The organism is Gordonia sp. SID5947 (assembly GCF_009862785.1).
Classification (GTDB): Bacteria; Actinomycetota; Actinomycetes; order Mycobacteriales; family Mycobacteriaceae; genus Gordonia.
Genome location: NZ_WWHU01000001.1, coordinates 1,049,313 through 1,072,942 on the forward strand (window position 1 = coordinate 1,049,313; position 23,630 = coordinate 1,072,942).

The window sequence follows — 23,630 nt, forward strand, 5'->3', positions numbered from 1 at the left end:
ACCGGCCCTCAGAGGAGGGCGCGGTTGCGCGCCTTCGGGAAGCGGCTCTGCCGAGCCACCCAGCCCGCCATCTTGCGATAGTGCGACGGCGACACCGTCGCGGCCGACGTGAGATCGCGGTCCCATTCGGCAGTCTCGAGACCGTCGATGGCCGCGACGACCGCTTCTGCCGTCGCGAGATCCTCGACCACCCGGTCCCCGAGGATTCCACCCTGCTCCCCCACGAGGGTGATCCGTACGCCTGCCGCGCCGATCGGCTGCAGCACCGCCTTCGCCGAACCGCCTTCACGGCCGATGAATCCCTTGATCGAGGCGACCACCTTCTGTGGGGCTGCGGCGGGCGTCGTGGTCACATCGGTGGTGTCGGATTCTGGCTGCTCGCTCATGGTTCCCGAGCATACCGGGGGCCGATCGGCCCGCTCGCTGCGGTAGAACTGAGCCATGCGCGCAATTCAGGTGGTTCGTCACGGTGGCCCGGAAGTCCTGGAGTTCGGTACCGTCGACGACCCCATCCCGGCACCCGACGAGATCCTGGTCCGCACGGCGGCGATCGGGGTGAACTTCATCGACACCTATCTGCGGCGCGGCCTCTACCCCTCGGTCCCGCCGTACATCCCGGGCACCGAGGGCGCCGGCGAGGTGGTCGCGATCGGTTCCGAGGTGGACTCGCTCTCGGTCGGCCAGCGGGTGTGCTGGGTCGACGCCCCTGCGAGTTATGCGGAGCTGGTCGCGGTCCGCGCGGTGCGCGCGATCCCGGTTCCCGACGACGTGCCCGACGACGTCGCGGGCTCGGCCATGTTGCGCGGGCTGACGGCCCACTACCTCCTGGACGGCAGCGCACACCCACGTGCAGGCGACACCGTGCTGATCCATGCCGGCGCCGGCGGTGTCGGACTCATCCTCACGCAGCTCGCCAAGCTGCGCGGACTCGGCGTCATCACCACGGTGTCCGACGACGAGAAGGCCGCGCTCTCGGCCGCGGCGGGCGCCGACCACGTCCTGCGGTACAGCGACGCTCTCGCGGAGCAGGTGCGCTCGCTGACCGACGGAAACGGGGTCCGGGTGGTCTACGACGGTGTCGGCGCAGACACCTTCGAACAGTCGTTGGCGGCGTCGGCCGTGCGCGGAATGGTCGTTCTGTTCGGCGCAGCATCCGGACCGGTGCCGCCGTTCGACCTCCAACGCCTGAACGCGGCGGGCTCGTTGTCGGTGACCCGGCCGACCCTCGCTCATTTCATCGCCGACCCAGACGAACTGGGCTGGCGTGCGGGTGAGTTCCTCGGGGCGATCGCCGATGGTGACATCGATGTACGAGTGGGACAGCACCACCAGCTCGCTGATGCCGCAGCGGCCCAGCGCGCCCTCGAGGCCCGCGCCACGACCGGCACGACAGTCCTCGTCCCCGCCTGACCGGGGGCACGTCACAGTCGCCGGGACCGCTCACGCGCGGGCCTGCCGTGCACAATCGGTGAGTTTCTCTACCCGATCGGCGTCAGAAATAGCTGGTGATGAGCGGCAGATTCACCACGGCGTCGATGGCGAGGCCACAGAACAGGATCGCGAGGTATTCGTTGGACTGCAGGAAGACCTTCAGGGGCGCAACCTCGGCGCCGGCGCGGGTTTCCCGGTAGAGGCGCTGTACACGGCTGACGAACCAGGCGCCCGCGGCAACGGCGACGCCCGCATAGATCCAGCTGGTGCCTGCGATGAGGACGAGCGACGACAGCACGGTGGCCCATGTGTACCAGAGCATCTGGCGAGTCACGCGCTCTTCGGTGGCGATCACCGGCAACATCGGCACACCGGCCGCGCGGTAATCCTCCTTGTAGCGCATCGCGAGTGCCCACGTGTGCGGCGGTGTCCAGAAGAAGATCACCAGGAACAGCACGATCGGCTGCCAGCTGATGCTGCCGGTCACGGCAGCCCACCCGACCAAGGTCGGCATACATCCGGCCGCGCCACCCCACACGACGTTCTGCCACGTGCGTCGCTTGAGGATCAGGGTGTAGACACCGACATAGAAGGCGATCGTGGCGGTCACCAGCAGGGCGCTCAGCAGATTGGCGGCCCACCACAGCACCGCAAAGGATCCCAGCCACAGGACGATGCCGAAGATCAGCGCGCTTCGGGTCGAGACGGCGTGGCGGGCCAGCGGCCTGCGCGCCGTACGCTTCATCTTCTGATCGATGTCGGCGTCGGCGACCATGTTGAGCGTGTTGGCGCTGCCGGCTCCGAGCCAGCCACCGAGCAGGGTGAACCCGATCAGCGCGATGTCGACGTGTCCACGATCGGCCTGCAGCATCACCGGGATCGTGGCCACCAGAAGCAACTCGATCACGCGCGGCTTGGTCAGGGCGACGTACGCGAGGACAGCGGCCTTGATCCGCGACAAGACCGACCCGGGGGAATGCTCCGGCGCCGGCTTCTGCGCGGTGGTGGCCTCCTGGGTACCGCGGGTTGCGGCGGACAGATCTCCGCTCACGCGCTCCCCAATCCTCACGGCCTCTCCTCGTCTGCCCCGAGGTGCTGCTCCACGACCAGGGCTACTACAGAGCATGGTAGACGGTGGTGTCGACGATCCGATAATCGAGTCCGTCGCGGCGGGACGACCTCGACGAGAAGCCGCGCTCGGGGGTTTCACGTCACTCGCCGGAGCGCGCGGAGGGTCGGCAGATTACTCTGGATGAGTAGCTGCCGAACTCTCGGACGGCCCGCACGCACACACCGTGAACTTGTACAACCGAGGACTTGCGACCGCATTCGCACCGACCCGCACAGGAGACAGCACGACCGTGGCGATCACAGACGACATCCGCGCATTGACCCAGGCGGCCCACCCCGACGACTGGACCGAGCTGGACACCCGCGCGGTCGACACCGCCCGACTTCTGGCCGCCGACGCCGTGCAGAAATGCGGAAGTGGCCATCCGGGCACGGCGATGAGCCTGGCCCCCCTCGCCTACACCTTGTTCCAGCGCGTGATGCGTCACGATCCGGCGGACACCGGGTGGGTCGGACGGGATCGCTTCGTTCTGTCCTGCGGACACTCCAGCCTCACCCTCTACATCCAGCTCTATCTCGGCGGATTCGGTCTCGAGTTGTCCGACATCGAGGCGCTGCGCACCTGGGGTTCGCTGACCCCGGGTCACCCCGAGTTCCGGCACACCAAGGGTGTCGAGATCACCACCGGCCCGCTCGGTCAGGGCCTGGCCTCTGCCGTCGGTATGAGCATGGCCTCGCGATACGAGCGCGGTCTGTTCGACCCGGACGCCGCGCCCGGTGCCAGCCCGTTCGACCACTACATCTACGCGATCGCCTCCGACGGCGACATCGAGGAGGGCGTCACCTCCGAGGCCTCGTCGCTCGCCGGGACCCAGCAGCTCGGCAATCTCATCGTCTTCTACGACCAGAACCAGATCTCGATCGAGGACGACACCGACATCGCGCTGTCCGAGGATGTGGCCAAGCGCTACGAGGCCTACGGCTGGCATGTCCAGACCGTCGACGGCGGCGAGGACGTGGTGGCCATCGAGGCGGCAATCGAGGCCGCCAAGTCGGTGACCGACAAGCCGTCGATCATCTGCCTGCGCACGATCATCGGCTATCCGGCACCCTCCAAGATGAACACCGGCGCCGCCCACGGGTCGGCGCTCGGCGACGACGAGGTGGCGGAGACCAAGAAGATCCTCGGATTCGACCCGGCGAAGTCGTTCGAGGTCTCCGACGAGGTGATCGGCCACACCCGCGCGCTGCTCGAGCGTGGCGAGGCCGCGAAGGCCGAGTGGTCGAAGGGCTTCGACGCGTGGGCGACGGCGAACCCGGACGCGAAGGCACTGTTCGACCGTCTGCAGGCTCACGAACTCCCCGAGGGCTGGACCGATGTGCTCCCGTCCTGGGCGCCCGGCGACAAGGATGTCGCCACGCGTGCCGCGTCGGGCAAGGTGCTCTCTGCCCTGGGGCCCGTCCTCCCCGAACTGTGGGGCGGCTCGGCCGATCTCGCCGGCAGCAACAACACCACGATGGACGACGCGGCATCGTTCGGCCCCACGTCGATCAGCACCAAGAAGTGGTCTGCGAACCCGTATGGGCGCACCCTGCACTTCGGCATCCGCGAACACGCGATGGGCTCGATCCTGTCGGGGATCGCATTGCACGGCCCGACCCGCGCCTACGGTGGCACCTTCCTCCAGTTCGCCGACTACATGCGGCCCGCTGTGCGATTGGCGTCGCTGATGGAGATCGATCCGATCTACGTGTGGACGCACGACTCGATCGGACTCGGCGAGGACGGTCCCACCCACCAGCCGATCGAACACCTCGCGGCGCTGCGGGCGATCCCCCACCTCGACGTGGTCCGTCCGGCCGACGCCAACGAGACCGCATATGCCTGGCAGACCCTGCTCGGCCGCCGCAACAACCCGGTCGGTCTCGCCCTGACCCGGCAGAACGTCCCCATCCTGGAGGGCACCAGCGCTGCGGGCGTCGCCCAGGGCGGCTATGTGCTGAGCGATTCCGACGGTGATCCCGAGGTGGTCATCATCGGCACCGGATCCGAGGTCCAGTTCGCAGTCGAGGCGCAGAAAGCGTTGAAGGACAAGGGTGTCGCAGCGCGCGTCGTGTCGATGCCGTGTGTCGAGTGGTTCGACGAACAGCCGCAGGGCTACCGGGATGCGGTGCTGCCGCCCACGGTCCCGCGCGTCTCCGTGGAGGCCGGCATCGCGATGCCGTGGTACCGGATCGTCGGCGCCGGCGGTGAGATCGTCTCCCTCGACCACTTCGGTGCGTCCGCCGATTACAAGGTGCTCTACGAGCAGTTCGGCATCACCACCGAGGCGGTCGTCGCCGCAGCGCAGCGAGCCGTCACCGCATAACCCAGGGCACAACACCATTGGCCGCGACCCGGCCGTGAGTCAGAGGAGAGAATCGTGACCCAGAACGAAAAGCTCGCCGAATTGTCCGCCGCCGGTGTGTCGGTGTGGCTGGACGACCTGTCCCGTGACCTGATCAGCTCCGGAGGGCTCGCTGATCTGACCGCCACCAAATCGGTGGTCGGTGTCACCACCAACCCGTCCATCTTCCAGGGCGCCCTCTCCGCGGGCACCAGCTATGACGCACAGGTCAACGAATTGGCCGCCCGCGGTGCGGACGTCGACGCCACCATCCGCACGGTCACCACCGACGACGTCCGCAATGCATGCGACGTGCTCGCCCCGGTCTATGACCAGACCGACGGGGTCGACGGTCGTGTGTCCATCGAGGTCGACCCGCGACTGGCACACGACACCGACGCCACCGTCGCTCAGGCCATCGAACTGTGGAAGATCGTCGACCGGCCGAATCTGCTGATCAAGATCCCGGCCACCAAGGCGGGCCTGCCGGCCATCACGCGGACCCTTGCCGAGGGCATCAGTGTCAACGTCACCCTGATCTTCTCGGTCGAGCGGTACAAGGGCGTCATGGACGCCTACCTCGACGGACTCGATGCCGCCGCCCAGGCGGGTCACGACCTGTCGACCATCCATTCGGTCGCATCGTTCTTCGTGTCCCGTGTGGACACCGAGATCGACAAGCGCCTCGACGCCATCGGGACCCCGGCGGCCGCCGAGCTGAAAGGCAAAGCCGCGCTGGCCAATGCGCGTCTGGCGTACCAGGCATACCAGGAGGTCTTCGAGGTCGAGTCCCGATTCCCCGATCTCCTCGCCCAGGGCGCACGCCCGCAGCGGGCACTCTGGGCGTCGACCGGTGTGAAGAACCCGGACTACCCCGACACGCTGTACGTGAGCGAGCTCGTCGCTCCGAACACGGTCAACACCATGCCCGGCAAGACGATGGATGCCTTCGCCGACCACGGCTGGGTGAACACCGGCTCGATCATCGGTCTGGCACAGGAATCACAGGAGGTCTTCGACAAGATCGCCGCCCTCGGTGTGGATGTCGCCGATGTCTTCTCGGTGCTCGAGGACGAGGGTGTCAGCAAGTTCGAGGACGCGTGGAACGAGTTGCTCACCGCGACCGCCGAACAACTGGCTGCGGCGAAGGGCTGACCAGTTGCCCGCCAGCGGCTCGGCCTGGAGCAATCCCCTCCGCGAACCCCGGGACAAACGGCTGCCGCGGATCGCGGGTCCCAGCAGCCTGATCATCTTCGGTGTCACCGGTGATCTGGCACGCAAGAAGCTGATGCCCGCCGTCTACGACCTGGCGAACCGGGGCCTGTTACCGCCGTCGTTCGCGCTGGTCGGCTTCGCGCGGCGAGATTGGGACGACGAGGATTTCGCGAAGGTCGTACACGACGCCGTCCGTGAACACGCGCGAACCGGCTTCCGCGAAGAGGTGTGGGAACGTCTCGCCGAAGGATTCCGGTTCGTATCCGGATCCTTCGACGACGACGACGCTTTCGACCGCCTCAAGGACACGCTGCATCGGCTGGACCGGGAACGAGGCACCGACGGCAACTACGCCTTCTACCTGTCGGTCCCTCCCAAAGCGTTCCCGACCGTGTGTGAACAGCTACAGCGCAGCGGCCTGGCCACCGAGGAGGGCGACAGTTGGCGCCGCGTCGTCATCGAGAAGCCGTTCGGGCACGACCTCGAGTCGGCCAAGGAACTCAACACGATCGTGAACAGCGTGTTCCCCGAGTCGTCGGTGTTCCGCATCGACCATTACCTCGGCAAGGAGACGGTGCAGAATATCCTGGCCCTGCGCTTCGCCAACCAGTTGTTCGACCCGCTCTGGAGTTCCCACTACGTCGACCACGTGCAGATCACCATGGCCGAGGACATCGGTCTGGGCGGGCGTGCCGGATATTACGACGGCATCGGTGCCGCGCGGGACGTCATCCAGAACCATCTCCTGCAGCTCATGGCGCTCATCGCCATGGAGGAGCCGATCTCCTTCGAGCCCAAGCAACTCCAGGCCGAGAAGATCAAGGTGCTTGCCGCCACCCGCAACATCCTGCCGCTCGAGGAGAACACCGCGCGCGGGCAGTACGGCCCGGGCTGGCAGGGCAGCCAGAAGGTCCCCGGACTGCTCGAGGAAGAGGGCTTCTCCAAGAACTCGATCACCGAGACCTTTGCGGCGATCGCGCTCGAGGTCGACTCCCGCCGGTGGGCCGGCGTCCCGTTCTATCTGCGCACCGGAAAGCGGTTGGGCCGCAGGGTGACCGAGATCGCCCTCGTCTTCCGGCGGGCGCCACATCTGCCGTTCGACAAGACGATGACCGAGGAACTCAGCCAGAACGTCCTCGTCATCCGGGTACAGCCGGATGAGGGCATCACCTTGCGGTTCGGGTCCAAGGTCCCCGGCTCCAGCATGGAGGTCCGCGACGTCAACATGGACTTCAGCTATGGCACCGCCTTCACCGAGGCGTCGCCGGAGGCCTATGAACGCCTGATCCTCGACGTCCTGCTCGGTGAGCCCTCGCTGTTCCCGGTCAACGAAGAAGTCGAGCTGTCGTGGAAGATCCTCGATCCGGTGATCGAGGCCTGGGTGTCGAGCGGCAAGCCCGACACCTATGAGTCGGGCACGTGGGGCCCGGCGTCGGCGGACGACATGATGACCAGGGTCGGGCGCGCATGGCGACGTCCCTGACCATCGGATTGGATGACGCACGATGATTGTCGAGTTACCGGACACATCCACCAACGAGGTGGCGAAGAAGATCGTCGCACTGCGTGAATCCGGCGGAGCCATCAGTCTCGGCCGCGTCCTCACCCTGGTGGTCTGTGCCGATCACAACGAGCCGACCGAAGGAGCGATCGAGGCGGCGATCGGGGCCAGTCGCGAGCACCCCAGCCGCGTGATCGTCGTCTCCCGTGGCGATCGTGACGCCGAGTCCCGACTCGACGCCGAGATCAGGGTCGGCGGCGACGCGGGCGCCTCGGAAGTGGTAGTGCTGACCCTCGCGGGAGACCTCGCCGATCATCCTCGGTCGGTCGTCACTCCGTTCCTGCTCCCCGACACGCCCGTCGTCACCTGGTGGCCGGGCGCGGCACCGGAGGATCCGATCGCGGATTCGATGGGCACGCTCGGTCGGCGGCGCATCATGGATGCGTCCAAATCCGAACACCCGGAGTCCGTGCTGGCCCGGCGCCTCGAGACCTATGCGCCGGGCGACTCCGACCTCGCATGGACGCAGATCACGCACTGGCGCGGACTGTTGGCATCCGCGCTCGGTCGCCCGCCGCATACGCCGGTCCTCTCCGCAGAGGTCACCGGCCCGTCCGACTCGCCGGGCGTGGACCTGCTCGCGGGCTGGTTGCGGTCGGCTCTCCGGGTTCCGACCAGGCGTCGGGTCGGGAGCTTCGAGGTGCGCCTGATGCGCGACGACGGGCCGACGGTGCTGGCGGTGGACGAGAACCGTGATGCCGTGCTCTCCCAGCCCGGTAAGCCGGATGGCCGTGTCGCGATGACCACGCGCGATCTTCCGCAACTCCTCGTCGAAGAACTCCGTCGCCTCGACGTCGACGAGGTGTACGAGGAGGCTCTGCGAGGCGTGGCCGATGTCGATTTCAGCGAGGTGGTGGCGTGATGATCCCCGAAACCCTGGTCTTCGACGACAAGGAAGCTCTCGTCACCACGGCGGCGACCCGGTTCGTGGACCTGGTGACACGTGCGCAGGCCGAACGCGGGGTCGCATCGGTGGTGCTGACAGGCGGTAGCAACGGTATCGCGATCCTGCGTGCGCTGGCCGCCGACAGCGGTGACATCGACTGGTCGCGGGTGGAGTTCTTCTGGGGCGACGACCGATTCGTGCCCGCCGACGATCCGGAACGCAATTACGGGCAAGCCCGCGACGCACTCCTCGACCATGTTCCGGTCGACGAGAATCGCATCCATCCGATGGCTCCGTCCGGCGGTGAGTTCGGCGATGACATCGAGGCAGCTGCCGCCTCGTATGCGGAGGTACTCGCACACGTCGGCACCGGCCGGGTACCGCATTTCGATCTGCACCTGCTGGGGATGGGCGGCGAAGGCCACATCAATTCGCTCTTCCCGCATACGGCGGCGACCGCTGAGACAGAGAAGACCGTTGTCGCCGTGGAGGAGTCGCCCAAGCCTCCCCCACGGCGTATCACGCTCACCCTGCCGGTGGTCAATCGCAGCAAGGCCGTCTGGTTCCTGGTCGCGGGCGACGACAAGGCCGAGGCCGTCGCGGCGGCCCATACCGGCGCGTCCGCTGCGGAGTGGCCGTGCGCGGGTGCCCACGGCACGGATGAGACGGTCTGGTTCCTCGACCGACCCGCCGCGTCGCGGATCACGTAACGGTCCGCGCCGGGCATCACCGGCGCCCATCGCGCCTAGCCGCTGTTGCGCAGCGCCGTGGCGAGTCCGTTCATGGTGAGCTGGATGCCGCGACGCACCGTCGGTGAGTCCTCACCCGCGCGGAATCGCCGCAGCAGCTCCACCTGGAGCAGGTTGAGGGGTTCGAGGTACGGGAACCGGTTGTAGACCGACCGTTTCAGTGCTGCGTTGTCGATGAGCAGATCATCGGTGCCGGTGATCTTCGCGTACATGTCGATGGTGCGCTCGTGTTCATCGACGATCATGCCGAACACGTTGTCTCGCAACGCCTCATCGGGAACCAACTGCGCATAGCGGTGGGCCAGTCCCATGTCCGACTTGGCCAGCACCTGCGCCATGTTGGACATCACGGTCCGGAAGAACGGCCACTCCTCGTAGTAACGGCGCAGGGTCTGCAGCCGCTGTTCGTCGTCGCCGACCCACTGCTGGAAGGCCGCGCCGGTGCCGTACCAACCGGGCAACATGACCCGCGACTGGGTCCACGACAGGACCCACGGGATGGCCCGCAGATCCGAGATCTTCTCGGTCTGCTTACGCGACGCCGGCCGGCTACCGATGTTGAGTGCACCGATCTCCGACAGCGGGGTCGAGTTGGTGAAGTACTCCACGAAGCCCGGGGTCTCGTGGACGAGTTCGCTGTAGGACGAGCGGGCCAGCGCGGCGATCTCGTCCATGTCGCGGTACGCACCCTCGGAATCGTCGCCGAGACCCTCCACATCGAGCAGGGAGGACTCGATCGTCGCCGCCAACAACGTTTCCAGGTTTCGTTGGGCCAGAACCGGTTCCGCATACTTGGCGGCGATGATCTCACCCTGCTCGGTGATCCGCAGCGACCCCTGCACCGCACCCGGGGCTGGGCCAGGATCGCGTCGTAGCTCGGGCCGCCGCCGCGGCCCACGGTGCCGCCGCGGCCGTGGAAGAGCCGTAACCGGATCCCGGCCTTCTTGGCCGCCTCCACGAGGTCGAGTTCGCCGCGGTAGAGCGCCCAGTTCGCGGCCATGTAGCCGCCGTCCTTGTTCGAATCGGAGTAGCCGAGCATCACTTCCTGCATACCCGACTGACTGTCGACGAGGTCGCGGTAGAGCGGGATGTCCAGCGCCGCCAACAAGGTCTCCGCACCCTGCTGGAGATCTTCGATGGTCTCGAACAACGGGACCACCCGCACCGACGACCTCAACGTACCGCTGTCCGGATCGATGTCGATCAGCCCGGCTTCCTTGAGCAGGATCATGGGTTCGAGCATGTCGCTGACGGAGGTACACATGCTGATGACGTAATTCGGGACGGCCTGCGGGCCGAAGGTGTCGACGGCCCTCGCCGCGGCGCGGACGATGTTCAGTTCCTTGGTGGCGAGCTCGCTGAGGGCGGCGTCCGGCCGCGTCAGCGGGCGCCGCGCCGCCAGCTCCTTCGACAGGATCTCGACGCGATCCGCCTCGCCCAGCGACATGTAGTCGGGATGCACGCCTGCCCATGCGAGGAGTTCGGCGATGACCTCCTCGTGCATGTCGGAATTCTGACGCATGTCCAGCCCGGACAGGTTGAATCCGAAGGTCCGGACGCTCTCCCGGAGCCTCGAGAGCCGATCGTCGGCGATGGTGTCGTCGTGGTTGTCACGCAGGGCGACGTCGATCACGTCGAGATCGGTGAGCAGATCGTCGGCATCGGCGTACGCGTTGACACCGTCGACCAGGAACGGCTCACCCGACGAGACGAATTCGGTGGCGAACATCGTGTTCGCGGTCGCCACCAGCCGGGATCGGATGTGGCGCAGCGCAGCGCGGAACGGCTCGTCGGCGGCCGGATCGTCGGCGGCCACCTCGGCGAGTTGCAGCAAGGCATCGCTCGAGGTGATGAGTCGCGCGGACATACTGAGTTCTTCGGCGAGTCGCTCGAGCTCGGCCAGATGATGCCCGACCGCCGTCTCAGCGGCGAGCGTGGTGGCCATCGTCACGATCTCGTCGGTGACGTAAGGGTTGCCGTCGCGGTCACCACCGATCCACGAACCCATCCGGATCATCGGGTCGTCGGCGAGACCTGCGTCAGGATAGGCCGACCGCACGGCAGCGCGGACCTTGGTGTTGATCCTCGGTACGACGTCGAAGAACGAGGCGTCGTAGTAGCGCAGGCCCGAACGGATCTCGTCCTGGATCGTCAGGCGTTCCAGACGGATGAGGGCGGTCTGCCACAACGTGAGGATCTGACGTCGGATCCCTTCGGTGACCTCTGCGTCTTCGTCCGCGGTCAGCTCGGTACGACCACGGAACCGCATCAGTTCGGTGATCCGGTTCTGTGCCTCGAAGATGGTCCGGCGCCGTGTCTCGGTCGGGTGGGCGGTGATCACCGGGACCACCGTTGCGTCGGCGAGCGCACGACCCACCTGCTCGTCGGTCAGTCCGGCCGCGGCGAGCTTGTCAAAGGTGGCCGCGAGACTGCTGTTCTGTGGCGGATCGCCGGCCCGCACATGGATCGTGCGACGACGTTCCCGATGGATGTCCTCGGCGAGGTTTGCGAGCAACGCGAAGTTCGTGAACGCGCGGATGACCGGCAGCGCGACACCGATGTCGAGATCGGTGAACATGTCCGCCAGCACATCCCGGTCGATCTCTGAGCGCCGGACGCGGAAAGCCGCGACGCGCGCGTTCTCCACCAGATCGAAGACCTCGGTACCGGAGTGCTCGCGCACCATGTCGCCGAGGATCCCGCCGAGGAGACGGATGTCCTCGCGCAATGGTTCGGTGAGCGCTCGGCCCTCGTCGTCGACGGAGATGTGGTCGACGATGGAGATCGACGGCCGCCAGGCCGGCGCACCACGTGACGTGTTCGAGGCAGACGAGATCGCTTCGCTCATGACGTCCAGTATCCCGTCATCGGCGGGCCGGGGCATCTCGGGCCCGGATCCCAGGGAGGGTGTGCACCGGCCGAGACGACGTCAGTCCGGCCCATCGGGCCGGACTGACGGATGTCTGGTCGTGCGATCGGTCAGGAAAGCTTGATGTCGACCCCGATGCCGATGATGAAGATGAACCAGACGAGGCCGACGAACACGGTAAGACGGTCGAGGTTGCGCTCGACGACGCTCGACCCCGAGAGGCTGGACTGCACGCCGCCGCCGAACAGCGATGACAGACCGCCGCCCTTGCCCCGGTGCAGCAACACCAGCACCACCATCAGCACGCTGGTGATGACCAATCCGATGTCCAGTGCGAGCTTCACGTGTAGTCAGTCCTGTTCGGTCGGGTACTTCGACCTTGCGGTCGACAAAGGCAACTGTGGCAGGTCACGCCCGCTGGATGGGCACAACCTGCCACAGTCTACGCGTTACTCCGCGGAGCCCAACCCTGCACCCCATCGCTCACCCCACCCCGCAGCCGCGACGGTTCCCGTCATCCGCGACCGCCAGATGGGGTCGCGGCTGCCGGAAAGGGTCGCGGCCGGGATGGAGAAGGGTCAGGGCAAGGGGCCGCCGGCGGCGATCGCCGACAGGCTGGCGAACTCGTCGGACTTCAACGATGCTCCGCCGACGAGCGCACCGTCCACGTCCTGCTGGCCGACGATGTCACCGACGTTCTTCGCGTTCACCGACCCGCCGTAGAGCACGCGCACCGAGTTCGCGGTGGCGTCGTCGGCGATCTCGCCGAGTGCCCCGCGGATCGCCGAGCACACCTCCTGAGCGTCCGCCGCGCTGGCCACCCGACCGGTCCCGATGGCCCACACCGGCTCGTAGGCGATGACCACCTTCGCGATCTCGTCGGCGGTCAGGCCCGAGAGTGAGCCCTTCAGTTGCGCGACGTTGTAGGCGACGTGCTCACCCGACTCCCGTACCTCGAGGCCCTCCCCGATGCAGACGATGGGGGTGAGTCCGTGCCGAAGCGCCGCTTTGGTCTTGGCCAACACCACCTCGTCGGTCTCGGCGTGCAGGGTGCGGCGCTCGGAGTGCCCGACGACCACGAATGTGCACCCCAGCTTGGCCAGGAAGGCGCCGCTGATCTCACCGGTGTAGGCACCCGAATCGTGCTCCGACAGATCCTGGGCGCCGTAGGTGATGAGCAGCTTGTCGCCGTCCACCACGGTCTGCACGCTGCGGATGTCGGTAAACGGCGGGATGACCGTCACGTCGACCTTGTCGAAATACTTCGCGGGCAGTGCGAAAGCGATCTTCTGGACCAGCGCGATCGCCTCGAGATGATTCAGGTTCATCTTCCAGTTGCCGGCGATCAGCGGTTTGCGTTTGGCCGCCATCAGTTCTCCAAGACCTTCAGGCCGGGCAATTCCTTGCCCTCCAGGTATTCCAACGACGCTCCGCCGCCGGTCGAGATGTGCGAGAAGTCGCTGTCCGGCAGTCCGAGGGTCCGGACCGCGGCAGCCGAGTCGCCACCGCCGACGACGGTGAACGCACCGCCCTTGGTGGTGGCGGCGATCGCTTCGGCAACACCGCGCGTTCCCGAGGCGAACTTCTCGAACTCGAAGACGCCCGACGGGCCGTTCCAGAACACGGTCTCGGCCCCGGAGAGCACCGCCGCGAAGCGCTTGACGGACTCCGGACCGATGTCGAGCCCCATCCACCCGTCGGGAATCTCCTCGACCGGCACCGTCTTGGCGTCGGCGTCCGCGGCGAACTTGTCCGCCACCACGACGTCGACCGGGAGTCGGATCACGTCACCGAAACGCTCCAGCAGGTCTTTGCAGACGCTGATCTGATCTTCCTGGAGCAACGACGTGCCCACCGGATGTCCCTGCGCGGCAAGGAAGGTGAACGCCATCCCGCCACCGATGACGAGGGTGTCGACCTTGGGCGCGAGCGCCTCGATCACACCGAGCTTGTCGGAGACCTTCGATCCGCCGAGGACGACCGCGTACGGCCGTGCGACCTCGTGGGTCAGCTTCGACAGCACCTCGACCTCGGCCTCGACGAGCTTTCCCGCATAGTGCGGGAGCAGCTTGGCGACGTCGTACACAGATGCCTGCTTGCGGTGCACCACCCCGAAGCCGTCGGAGACGAAGGCCCCGTCGTCGCCGACGAGCTCGACGAGCGCCTTGGCCAGCGCTTCGCGCTCCGTCTCGTCCTTGGAGGTCTCGCGCGGGTCGAACCGCACGTTCTCCAGCAACAGGACGTCGCCGTCGGTCAGACCTTCGGCACGGGCCAATGCATCAGTACCGACGACGTCGCCCGCGAGCTGGACGTTGCGCCCGAGTTCGGCGCCGAGACGTTCGGCGACCGGTGCGAGCGAGTACTTCGGGTCCGGTTCACCTTTGGGCCGGCCCAGATGCGCGGTGATGATCACCTTGGCACCTGCGTCGACCAGCGCCGACAGGGTCGGCAGTGAGGCCAGGATGCGGCCCGGGTCGGTGATCGTCGTCCCGTCCAACGGAACGTTGAAATCCGACCGGACCAGCACTCCCCGACCCGAAACGCCTTCTTCCAGAAGGTCTTTCAGTGTGGGTACACCCATGGCAGCGTTGCTCCAGAATTGTCGAGGGTCAGGTACTAGAGCGACTTGCCGACGAGGCCGGTGAGGTCGACGAGACGGTTCGAGTAACCCCACTCGTTGTCGTACCAGGACACCGCCTTGACCTGGTTGCCGATCACCTTGGTGAGTCCGGCGTCGAACAGCGACGAGTGCGGGTCGGTGACGATGTCACTCGAGACGATCGGCGCGTCGTAGTACTTGAGGATGCCCTTCAGGGGCCCTTCGGCTGCGGCCTTCATCGCGGCGTTGACCTGATCGGCGGTCGCCTCCTTCTCGAGGATGGCGGTCAGGTCGGTGACCGAGCCCGTGGGGATGGGCACACGCAGCGCGTAGCCGTCGAGCTTGCCCTTCAGCTCCGGCAGCACCAGGCCGATGGCCTTGGCCGCACCGGTCGAGGTCGGCACGACGTTGATCGCCGCGGCACGGGCACGACGGAGGTCCTTGTGCGGGCCGTCCTGGAGATTCTGATCCTGGGTGTAGGCGTGCACGGTGGTCATCAGGCCCGAGACGATGCCGAACTCGTCGTTGAGCACCTTGGCGAACGGGCCGAGGCAGTTCGTGGTGCACGAGGCATTGGAGATGATGTTCTGGCTGCCGTCGTACTTGTCGTCATTGACGCCCATGACGATGGTGATGTCCTCGTCGCTGGCGGGCGCCGAGATGATCACCTTCTTGGCGCCGGCGTCGAGGTGGCCCTGGGCCTTGGCCCGAGCGGTGAAGATGCCGGTGGACTCGACCACGACATCGACTCCGAGGTCGCCCCACGGCAGTGCGGCGGGCCCCTCCTTGACCTCGAGGGCCTTGATGCGCTGGTCACCCACGACGATGTAGTCGCCGTCGAGGCTGACGTCCTGGGGCAGCCGGCCGAGGATCGAGTCGAACTTCAGCAGATGCGCGAGAGTCGCGTTGTCGGTCAGGTCATTGACCGCCACGATCTCGATGTCGGTGGTTCCCAAAGCCTTCTGTGCTTCTATGGCGCGGAAGAAGTTGCGGCCGATCCGACCGAATCCGTTGACGCCTACCCGTACAGTCACTGTTGTGCTCCTTAGCGGTGTTCATCATCGAGCCCTGCGGCCGGGGTCGCGGTCACGTTCGCGAAGGTGAACGTACCCACGGCACACTTCAGCCTAGTAGGACCGCACACGACCCGTGACCCAAGGGGTTGGTTGGCCCGGCCGGCTCAGGCTTCGTCGAGCAGGTCGGACGTCACCGCCGATTCGGTGTCCGGAATTCCGTCCGTGCGAGCCTTCTTGTCGGCCATCGACAGCAGCCGTCGAATCCGTCCGGCCACCGCGTCCTTCGTCATCGGCGGATCTGCGAGCTGACCCAGTTCTTCCAGAGACGCCTGACGGTGGGTGATGCGCAACTGACCCGCCGCGATCAGGTGATCGGGGACCTCGTCGCCGAGGATGTCGAGTGCACGTTCCACCCGTGCCGCCGCCGCGACGGCGGCGCGCGCCGAGCGACGGAGGTTTGCATCGTCGAAGTTGGCCAATCTGTTTGCGGTGGCACGCACCTCACGTCGCATGCGGCGCTCTTCCCACACCAGCCGGGTGTCGTGGGCGCCCATCCGGGTGAGCAAGGCGCCGATGGCCTCACCGTCGCGGATGACGACGCGGTCTGCGCCACGTACTTCCCGGGCCTTGGCCGACACACCGAGGCGACGGGCCGCCCCGACGAGGGCCAGTGCGGCCTCCGGGCCCGGGCAACTGACCTCGAGGGCCGACGACCGACCTGGCTCGGTGAGTGAGCCGTGCGCGAGAAACGCACCGCGCCAGGCGGCTTCCGAATCCCCGACACTTCCGCCGACCACCTGGGCGGGCAGCCCCCGCACCGGGCGTCCCCGCAGATCGAGAAGGCCGGTCTGCCGTGCCAGACCTTCGCCGTCCTTGGTCACACGAACGATGTAGCGCGCCCCCTTGCGGATGCCGCCGCTTCGCAGCACGTGTACGTCGGAGCCATAGCCGTACAGGTCGAAGATCTCCCGACGGAGGCGGCGGGCGACGTTGCCCAGGTCCACCTCGGCCTCCACCACCACGCGGCCCGCCACGATGTGGAGGCCTCCCGCGAATCGCAACAAGGCGGACACCTCGGCCTTGCGTGCACTCATCTGGGTCACGGTCAGTCGCGAAAGCTCATCCTTCACCGCCGCGGTCATCGCCACCGGTCCCTGCCCTCCTGTCACGGTCCTCCTGTCCCGGGTCGCGCCGTGGTCCCGCCGAGAGCCGTGCTCCGGTCGCGTCCGCGCCACTGCATGCGGATCGCCGGCCTCCGGGAGCGTCGCCCCCTGGATCCGGTTGCACAGTGATCGACCTCGTACTCCTGACGCTCACCGACATGACGCAGTCGTCATCGGTGGTCACGACTGGAGATTCTTGCGCCCGGACAGCTTATCGACCCAATTCACCTTCGCACAGTTCGTTCACCAGGGTGGCTACTTTCTCCGGGTCATGGACGTGCCGGCCGGGAACCGCGAGGTCGCCGACATGGAGTTGTGCGCCGAAGGACGCAGCGGCCCGGACCAGGTGATCCCGCTCACGCCCGGCCGGTACCGATGCGGCATCGACGATCACGTCGTCGACCCGGAAGACGTCGGCGTGGGCATGCAGCACGTGCAGGTGACGCTCGACCGAGAACCCGGTCGTCTCCCCCGGTTCGGGCGCGAGGTTGACGAACAGGATCTTGCGGGCCGCGGTCTCCTGCAACGCATTCAGTTGGTCGGGGACGAGGACGTGCGGGATCACGCTGGAGAACCACGAGCCAGGTCCCAGGACCACGACGTCCGCGCCCCGGATCGCTTCGACGGCCTCCGCACACGCCGGTGGGTCGGTCGGCAGCAGCCTGACACGTCGGACCTTTCCCGGGGTGGTCGCCACCGCGACCTGCCCGCGGATGCACCGGCTGATCCGCGGATCGCTCTCCAGGCCCGAGACGTCCGCCTCGATCTCCAGCGGAACCGTCGACATCGGCAACACGCGACCGTCGATGTCGAACACGTCGATCAACTCGTCGAGTGCCGCCACCGGACTACCGGTCACCTCCGTCAGACCGGCCAACAACAGGTTGCCGATCGGGTGTCCTGCGAGCGCGCCATATCCGCCGAAGCGATGTTGGAACGTACTCGTCCACAACTCGTGTCCGGCCGGGTCGAGCCGACCCGGCCGGCCCTCCCGAGCGGCGAGAGCCGCCGGCGCAGACATCAAGGCCGACAGCGCCATCCGCAGGTCACCCGGCGGAATGACACCCAACTCCGCCCGTAGTCGACCCGATGAACCGCCGTCGTCGGCCACGGTCACCACGGCCGTGACGTCGGGACTGAGGTACCGCATGGCGGTCAGGGTGGCGTACAGTCCGTGACCGCCACCCAGCGCGACGATCCGCATCGGCTCCCGCTCGGCGTTGTCGCGGCGGCTCATTCACGCCCCAGATCACGGTGGATGACCCGCACGTCGTAGTGCGGCGCGTCGGCCCGGTCCGTCATCGCGCGCAGGCGGCGGCCGATCTCCTCGGCGATCGCCACGCTCCGATGTTTGCCACCCGTGCAACCGATACTGATGGTCATGTACCTCTTGCCCTCTCGCAGGTACCCAGCCGAGACGGTGTCGAGGATCTCCAGGTAGAGGTCGACGAAGTGCCCGGCCCCGTCCTGGCCGAGCACGTAGTCGCGCACCGCGTCGTCGCGGCCATTCGGCTCTCGCAACCCGGGCACCCAGTACGGATTCGGCAGGAATCGGGCATCTGCCACGACGTCGGAGTCGATCGGCAGCCCGTACTTGAACCCGAACGACTGGACCGCCACGCTGAGCAGGTTGTCGGCCTCATCCGGGTAGACACCCTCGACCACCTCGCGCAGTTTAGCCGCGGTCAGGGACGATGTCTCCACCACCAGATCGGCCGAACTCTTGATGGGTGCGAGGATGACGCGCTCACGGGCGATCCCATCGATGAGGGTCTCCCTGCCCTGCAGTGGATGGCGACGACGGACCTGCTCGAACCGCCGGACCAGGATCTGGTCGCTCGCGTCGAGGAAGAGCACCTTGGTGCGTGCGCCAGAGGCCTCCAACGTCTTTCGCAATCGGTCGAGCTGGTCGCCGATCTCGTCGTCGGATGCGCGGATGACCATCGCCAGCCGGGAGATGGCCGGATCGCTCTCCCGGACCATCCCGATCATCCTCGAGATCAACGTCGGCGGGACGTTGTCGGCCACGTACCAGCCGTCGTCCTCCAGCACGTTCGCTGCGGTTGATCGCCCGGCACCGGACATCCCCGCCACGAACAGCACCGTCAGCTCGGACCGGTAGTCCGTGACGACGCCGTCGCCGGACGCATCGGTTGGGTCAGTCACCCGTCGTCTCCTCCACTCGGCCCGCTGTCCTCACGTCGGCCATCGTGACATCGTCTGCCGTGGTCCCGCTCGCCTTGCTCGCGGTTGCGGACTCCTCCGTCGGCGGGTCCTCGGTCGCGGCGTCCTCGGTTGTCACGGCGGGTGCCGCGTCCTCCGCCAATGCTGCACGGACCGCCCGGGCCGTCGCCATCCCGATGCCGGGCACCCCCGAGATGTCCTCCAGGGTGGCATCCCGGAGCCGGGCCACGGAACCGAAATGGGTCACCAGAGCGGTGCGTCGCGTCCGCCCGAGGCCGGGCACCCCGTCGAGCACCGATTCGGTCATCCGCTTGCTGCGTTTGCTGCGGTGGAAGGTGATCGCGAAGCGGTGTGCCTCGTCGCGGACCCGCTGCAGCAGGAACAACGCCTGACTGGTCCGGGGAAGGATCACGGGTTCATCATCACCCGGGACCCACACCTCCTCCAGCCGCTTGGCCAGCCCGATGACGGCGACGTCGTTCACCCCGAGTTCGTCGAGCACCGAGGCAGCGGCGTGTACCTGGGGCGCACCACCGTCCACCACGAAAAGGTTTGGGGGTAGGCGAACTTTCGCGGCCGCCCCGATTCCGGATCGACGGCGGGTTGCGCCGCCGTCTCCTGGTCCTGACGGTGCCGCAGGAATCGCCGACGGGTCACCTCTGCGATCGAGGCGACGTCGTCGGAACGTCCGTCACCGGCCGCCGCCCGGATCGAGTAATGGCGGTAGTCCGATTTGCGCGGTAAACCGTCCTCGAACACCACCAGCGACGCCACCACATCGGTGCCCTGCACGTGCGAGATGTCGATGCACTCGATGCGCAACGGGGCCTGATCCAGACCGAGCCCCTCCTGCAACTCGGTCAGCGCCGCCGAGCGAGTCGTCAGGTCGCCCGCACGGCGTAACTTGTGCTGCGCCAACGCCTCCGTGGCATTGCGGCCGACCGTGTCGAACAGCGCCTTCTTGTCTCCGCGTTGCGGGACGCGCAGCGCGACCCGGCTGCCACGCAGGTCCGACAACCACTGCTGCAGATCCTCGTGCTCGTCGGGCAACTCGGGGACAAGGACTTCCCGGGGATCGCCTCGCCTCGCACGCGGTCGTCATCGATCGGCACCGATGCGTCGAGATCGGCCTGGGTTCCGTAGAATTGGGTGACGAACTGCGCCACCTGCTCCCCCATCGAGTCGTCGTCGGAGCGTTCCACCACCCATCCGCGCTGACCCCGCACCCTGCCGTCGCGGACGTGGAACACCTGGACGGAGACCTCCAGTTCGTCGCCGACCATGGCGACCACGTCTGCGTCTGTACCGTCACCGAGGACCACCGCCTGCTTTTCCATCGCGCGACGCATCGCGCCCACGTCATCGCGCAGTCGTGCCGCCTTCTCGAAGTCGAGATCTTCTGCCGCCGAGGCCATTTCGCGTTCAAGGTTGCGGATCATCTGGTCCGTGCGGCCGGCCAGGAAGTCGCAGAAGTCGTCCACGATCGCACGGTGCTCGTCGGCGGTGACCCGGCCTACGCAGGGCGCGGAGCACTTGTCGATGTATCCGAGCAGGCAGGGACGGTCGATCTGCCTGTGCCGCTTGAACACCCCGTGGAACAGGTACGCGCCGGGAACACGCGCGTGAGCAGATCCACGGTCTCGCGGATCGCCCAGGCGTGCGAGTACGGACCGAAGTAGCGCACCCCGCGACGGCGGGGCCCGCGGTAGACGAACAACCGCGGGTATTCCTCGTTCAGGGTGACCGCGAGAACGGGATAACTCTTGTCGTCGCGGTACCGGACGTTGAACCGCGGGTCGAATTCCTTGATCCAGTTGTACTCGAGTTGCAGCGCCTCGACCTCGGTGCCGACCACCGTCCATTCCACCGACGATGCGGTGGTCACCATCTGGCGGGTACGGGGATGCAACGACGTGATGTCGGCGAAGTACGACGTGAGTCGGGAGCGCAGGTTCTTGGCCTTGCCGACGTAGATGACGCGACCGTGTGCGTCGCGGAACTTGTAGACCCCGGGTTCGGTGGGAATCGTGCCCGCTGCGGGACGGTAGGTTGTCGGGTCGGCCACGTATCCCAGGCTAGTCGAGGCGTGCGACATGGCTCCGCGGGCGAGGGGCGGTGGGGCGGTCGTCGGGTCGATGTGGCGGGGATCTCGATACGCCTCCTCGCTGCGCTCGTCGGCTACTCGATCAGCGGGAGAAGCACGGCCGGTCAGCTACTCGATCGGCGGGGCCACGTCCGGGCGATAGCGTTGTTCCAGGTCCCGGAACGTGGTCATCGCGGCGACGGCGCGGTCGGAATCCCAGGCCTGAACCGCGAGGACGGGTATGTGTTCGTCGGCAGGCAACAGCAGACGCGCCGAGAATCCCTTGTCCGGGTAGGTCATCCCCTGCACCCGGTCCCACGCGAACACCCGCTCACCGAACAGGTTGCGGATCGCCACACCGGCCGGGCCCACCCGGAGTCGGGGTTGGGTGAACAGCAGGATCACGCCGGCCTCCACCAGCCCGATGAGAGCGAGACCGAGCTGGTCGGCGCCTCCGACGTGCACCCCGGTGTCGGAGATCGTCAGCAACGCGGCGAAGGTGATGTGGATGGCCACCACGACGACGGCGGCGGCGATCGCCACACGCGGCATCCGGTGCGGCCGGTAGTCGAGATCCCACTCCACGGTCGTACCGGCACTCACCTGAGCTCACCCAGTGCCAGCGCGCGCAGGGTCAGTGCCGAGGCCAGCGCCGCAGTGGTCGCCTGAGCGCCCTTGTCCTCCTTGGAGTCGGGCAGCCCGGCCCGGGCGAGCGCCTGCTCCTCGTCCAGCGTCGTCAGCACACCGTTGCCGACCGGGGTCGACTCGTCGAGGGAGACCCGCGTCAAGCCTGCGGTCACGGCGTCGCACACGTACTCGAAATGCGGTGTCTCACCCTTGATCACCACACCGAGGGCCACCACGGCGTCGTGGTTGCGGGCCAGCGCCTGAACGATCACGGGCAGTTCGATGGCCCCCGCCACGTTCACGATGGTGGGATCGGTCACGCCGTGTTCCGCGGCGGCGCGCACGGCGCCGTCGAGCAGTGCGGTGCAGATGGTCGCGTGCCACTGCGATGAGACGATCGCCAGCCGGACCGCGCCCGCGTCGGCGAGGTCCAGGGTGGGTTCACCGTGTCCGCTCACGCCGGCCCGACCTCTCCGTCGCTCTCCACCCATTCCTCGAGACCCACCAGATCGTGGCCCATCCGGTCACGCTTGGTGCGCAGGTATCGCAGGTTCTCCGAGTTCGCCCGGACGGGCATCGGCACGCGGTCGACGATCTGCAATCCGTACCCGTCGAGGCCCACCCGCTTCGCCGGGTTGTTCGTCAGCAGTCGCATGGAACTGACGCCGAGGTCCACGAGGATCTGCGCGCCGAGGCCGTAGTCACGGGAGTCGGCCGGCAGGCCGAGCTGCAGGTTCGCATCGACGGTGTCCGACCCGGAGTCCTGCAACTGGTAGGCCTGCAGCTTGTGGAGCAACCCGATGCCGCGCCCCTCATGACCCCGCATGTACAGCACGATGCCGCGTCCCTCGTCCGCGACCATCTCCATCGCGGCATCGAGTTGAGGGCCGCAATCGCAGCGGAGGGATCCGAAGACATCGCCGGTCAGGCACTCTGAATGCACCCGCACCAGGACGTCATGTCCCTGTCCGTCCGGCCCCGAGATGTCGCCTTTGACCAGCGCGACATGCTCGACGTCGTCGTAGATGCTCGAGTAGCCGACCGCTCGGAAGTCTCCATGGCGAGTAGGGATACGCGCCTCGGCGACCCGCACCACATGCTTCTCGTGGCGCCTGCGCCACGCGATGAGATCGGCGATCGAGATCAGGGCCAGGTCGTGGTCGTCGGCGAAGACCCGGAGCTCGTCGGTCTGCGCCATCGAGCCCTCGTCCTTCTGACTGACGATCTCGCAGATCACCCCGGCGGGAGCCAGACCGGCCAGCCGCGCGAGGTCCACCGCGGCCTCCGTGTGTCCGGGACGACGCAGCACGCCACCCTCCTTGGCCCGCAGTGGCACCACATGACCCGGCCGGGTGAAGTCGACCGCGCTGCTCCGGGGATCGGCGAGCAACCGCATCGTGGTGGCCCGATCCGAAGCACTGATCCCGGTGCCGATCCCCTCGCGCGCGTCGACGGTGACCGTGTACGCGGTGCCGTGCTTGTCCTGGTTCATGGAGTACATCGGCGGAAGACCGAGACGGTCGCAGTCCTCGCCCGCCAGCGGCACACACAGGTAACCCGAGGTGTAGCGCACCATGAAGGCCACCAGCTCCGGTGTCGCCTTCTCGGCGGCGAAGATCAGATCACCCTCGTTCTCGCGATCCTCGTCGTCGACCACCACGACGGCCTTTCCGGCCGCGATGTCGGCGATCGCCCGCTCGACCGAGTCGAGCCGGACGTCTGCCTGTGCCACCCGGCCCGGCTGATCGGCCAGGTCGCCACTGCCTGCTGCTGCTTCACTCGTCATCGT

General features: G+C 67.1%; 18 protein-coding genes and 2 pseudogenes. 6 read left to right on the plus strand and 14 right to left on the minus strand.

The features are described from left to right. Nucleotides 1-8 precede the first annotated feature (8 nt). Entirely contained in the window at nucleotides 9-386 is a 378-nt protein-coding gene (locus GTV32_RS04875; RefSeq protein ID WP_161059173.1) for a hypothetical protein, read from the minus strand. Between the two features lie 55 nt (nucleotides 387-441). Between GTV32_RS04875 and GTV32_RS04880 the strand changes: the two genes are divergently transcribed. Further along, nucleotides 442-1,410, plus strand: a complete 969-nt coding sequence (locus tag GTV32_RS04880) for a quinone oxidoreductase (protein ID WP_161059174.1) — start codon at nucleotides 442-444, stop codon at nucleotides 1,408-1,410. An 82-nt stretch (nucleotides 1,411-1,492) separates the two neighbouring features. Here the strand turns inward: GTV32_RS04880 and GTV32_RS04885 are convergent, their stop codons facing one another. Continuing rightward, nucleotides 1,493-2,500 (minus strand): heme o synthase, encoded by a 1,008-nt coding sequence (locus GTV32_RS04885; protein ID WP_161059175.1) that lies wholly within the window; start codon nucleotides 2,498-2,500, stop codon nucleotides 1,493-1,495. Between the two features lie 292 nt (nucleotides 2,501-2,792). On the opposite strand from GTV32_RS04885, the gene tkt reads away from it, so the two are divergent. From tkt to pgl, 5 genes are read left to right on the plus strand one after another with little or no spacing between them, the layout of a single operon-like run. Further along, entirely contained in the window at nucleotides 2,793-4,871 is a 2,079-nt protein-coding gene (gene tkt / locus GTV32_RS04890) for a transketolase (RefSeq protein WP_161059176.1), read from the plus strand. A 54-nt stretch (nucleotides 4,872-4,925) separates the two neighbouring features. Then, nucleotides 4,926-6,044 (plus strand): transaldolase, encoded by a 1,119-nt coding sequence (gene tal / locus GTV32_RS04895; RefSeq protein WP_161059177.1) that lies wholly within the window; start codon nucleotides 4,926-4,928, stop codon nucleotides 6,042-6,044. Nucleotides 6,045-6,048: 4 nt separating this feature from the next. Next, complete coding sequence (gene zwf / locus GTV32_RS04900; protein ID WP_161059178.1) at nucleotides 6,049-7,587, plus strand: glucose-6-phosphate dehydrogenase; 1,539 nt, start codon at nucleotides 6,049-6,051, stop codon at nucleotides 7,585-7,587. Between the two features lie 22 nt (nucleotides 7,588-7,609). Continuing rightward, nucleotides 7,610-8,527, plus strand: coding sequence for a glucose-6-phosphate dehydrogenase assembly protein OpcA (locus GTV32_RS04905; protein ID WP_161059179.1), 918 nt, complete (start codon nucleotides 7,610-7,612; stop codon nucleotides 8,525-8,527). After that, nucleotides 8,527-9,261, plus strand: coding sequence for a 6-phosphogluconolactonase (gene pgl / locus GTV32_RS04910; RefSeq protein ID WP_161062349.1), 735 nt, complete (start codon nucleotides 8,527-8,529; stop codon nucleotides 9,259-9,261). Before GTV32_RS04905 ends, pgl begins: the two co-directional genes overlap by 1 nt. A 35-nt stretch (nucleotides 9,262-9,296) precedes the next feature. Here the strand turns inward: pgl and ppc are convergent. The 12 genes and pseudogenes from ppc to GTV32_RS04970 all read right to left on the minus strand — a co-directional run bounded on the left by ppc (nucleotide 9,297) and on the right by GTV32_RS04970 (nucleotide 23,627). Next, a pseudogene (gene ppc, locus GTV32_RS04915) lies at nucleotides 9,297-12,148 on the minus strand (phosphoenolpyruvate carboxylase). A gap of 131 nt (nucleotides 12,149-12,279) precedes the next feature. After that, nucleotides 12,280-12,513, minus strand: coding sequence for a preprotein translocase subunit SecG (gene secG / locus GTV32_RS04920; RefSeq protein ID WP_161059180.1), 234 nt, complete (start codon nucleotides 12,511-12,513; stop codon nucleotides 12,280-12,282). 234 nt (nucleotides 12,514-12,747) lie between these two features. Then, a complete protein-coding gene (tpiA, locus tag GTV32_RS04925) occupies nucleotides 12,748-13,539 on the minus strand; it encodes a triose-phosphate isomerase (protein WP_161059181.1) in 792 nt (263 codons plus the stop codon). Further along, nucleotides 13,539-14,750, minus strand: a complete 1,212-nt coding sequence (locus tag GTV32_RS04930) for a phosphoglycerate kinase (RefSeq protein WP_161059182.1) — start codon at nucleotides 14,748-14,750, stop codon at nucleotides 13,539-13,541. Before GTV32_RS04930 ends, tpiA begins: the two co-directional genes overlap by 1 nt. Before the next feature lie 35 nt (nucleotides 14,751-14,785). Next, entirely contained in the window at nucleotides 14,786-15,802 is a 1,017-nt protein-coding gene (gap, locus tag GTV32_RS04935) for a type I glyceraldehyde-3-phosphate dehydrogenase (RefSeq protein WP_161059183.1), read from the minus strand. Nucleotides 15,803-15,948: 146 nt separating this feature from the next. Further along, nucleotides 15,949-16,926, minus strand: coding sequence for a DNA-binding protein WhiA (gene whiA / locus GTV32_RS04940; RefSeq protein ID WP_202422148.1), 978 nt, complete (start codon nucleotides 16,924-16,926; stop codon nucleotides 15,949-15,951). Between the two features lie 232 nt (nucleotides 16,927-17,158). Then, nucleotides 17,159-18,184 (minus strand): uridine diphosphate-N-acetylglucosamine-binding protein YvcK, encoded by a 1,026-nt coding sequence (gene yvcK / locus GTV32_RS04945; RefSeq protein ID WP_272918225.1) that lies wholly within the window; start codon nucleotides 18,182-18,184, stop codon nucleotides 17,159-17,161. Continuing rightward, on the minus strand, nucleotides 18,181-19,113 hold the full coding sequence (gene rapZ / locus GTV32_RS04950; protein ID WP_161059184.1) for an RNase adapter RapZ: 933 nt from the start codon (nucleotides 19,111-19,113) through the stop codon (nucleotides 18,181-18,183). The genes yvcK and rapZ overlap by 4 nt, the downstream gene beginning before the upstream one ends. After that, nucleotides 19,106-21,196 (minus strand): annotated as a pseudogene (uvrC, locus tag GTV32_RS04955) (excinuclease ABC subunit UvrC). Before uvrC ends, rapZ begins: the two are co-directional and overlap by 8 nt. A 147-nt stretch (nucleotides 21,197-21,343) precedes the next feature. Beyond that, nucleotides 21,344-21,766 (minus strand): PH domain-containing protein, encoded by a 423-nt coding sequence (locus GTV32_RS04960; RefSeq protein WP_161062352.1) that lies wholly within the window; start codon nucleotides 21,764-21,766, stop codon nucleotides 21,344-21,346. Nucleotides 21,767-21,813: 47 nt separating this feature from the next. After that, nucleotides 21,814-22,299 (minus strand): 6,7-dimethyl-8-ribityllumazine synthase, encoded by a 486-nt coding sequence (gene ribH, locus GTV32_RS04965; protein WP_161059185.1) that lies wholly within the window; start codon nucleotides 22,297-22,299, stop codon nucleotides 21,814-21,816. Beyond that, entirely contained in the window at nucleotides 22,296-23,627 is a 1,332-nt protein-coding gene (locus tag GTV32_RS04970; protein ID WP_237421483.1) for a bifunctional 3,4-dihydroxy-2-butanone-4-phosphate synthase/GTP cyclohydrolase II, read from the minus strand. The genes ribH and GTV32_RS04970 overlap by 4 nt, the downstream gene beginning before the upstream one ends. Nucleotides 23,628-23,630 lie beyond the last annotated feature (3 nt).

Bases quoted from the DNA above. Each gene is read 5' to 3' on its own strand.
- GTV32_RS04875 (WP_161059173.1), bottom strand. From the start codon at position 386: ATGAGCGAGCAGCCAGAATCCGACACCACCGATGTGACCACGACGCCC.
- GTV32_RS04905 (WP_161059179.1), top strand. From the start codon at position 7,610: ATGATTGTCGAGTTACCGGACACATCCACCAACGAGGTGGCGAAGAAG.
- pgl (WP_161062349.1), top strand. From the start codon at position 8,527: ATGATCCCCGAAACCCTGGTCTTCGACGACAAGGAAGCTCTCGTCACC.
- GTV32_RS04880 (WP_161059174.1), top strand. From the start codon at position 442: ATGCGCGCAATTCAGGTGGTTCGTCACGGTGGCCCGGAAGTCCTGGAG.
- tpiA (WP_161059181.1), bottom strand. From the start codon at position 13,539: ATGGCGGCCAAACGCAAACCGCTGATCGCCGGCAACTGGAAGATGAAC.
- GTV32_RS04960 (WP_161062352.1), bottom strand. From the start codon at position 21,766: ATGCCGCGTGTGGCGATCGCCGCCGCCGTCGTCGTGGTGGCCATCCAC.
- yvcK (WP_272918225.1), bottom strand. From the start codon at position 18,184: ATGAGCCGCCGCGACAACGCCGAGCGGGAGCCGATGCGGATCGTCGCG.
- GTV32_RS04930 (WP_161059182.1), bottom strand. From the start codon at position 14,750: ATGGGTGTACCCACACTGAAAGACCTTCTGGAAGAAGGCGTTTCGGGT.
- GTV32_RS04970 (WP_237421483.1), bottom strand. From the start codon at position 23,627: ATGACGAGTGAAGCAGCAGCAGGCAGTGGCGACCTGGCCGATCAGCCG.
- whiA (WP_202422148.1), bottom strand. From the start codon at position 16,926: ATGACCGCGGCGGTGAAGGATGAGCTTTCGCGACTGACCGTGACCCAG.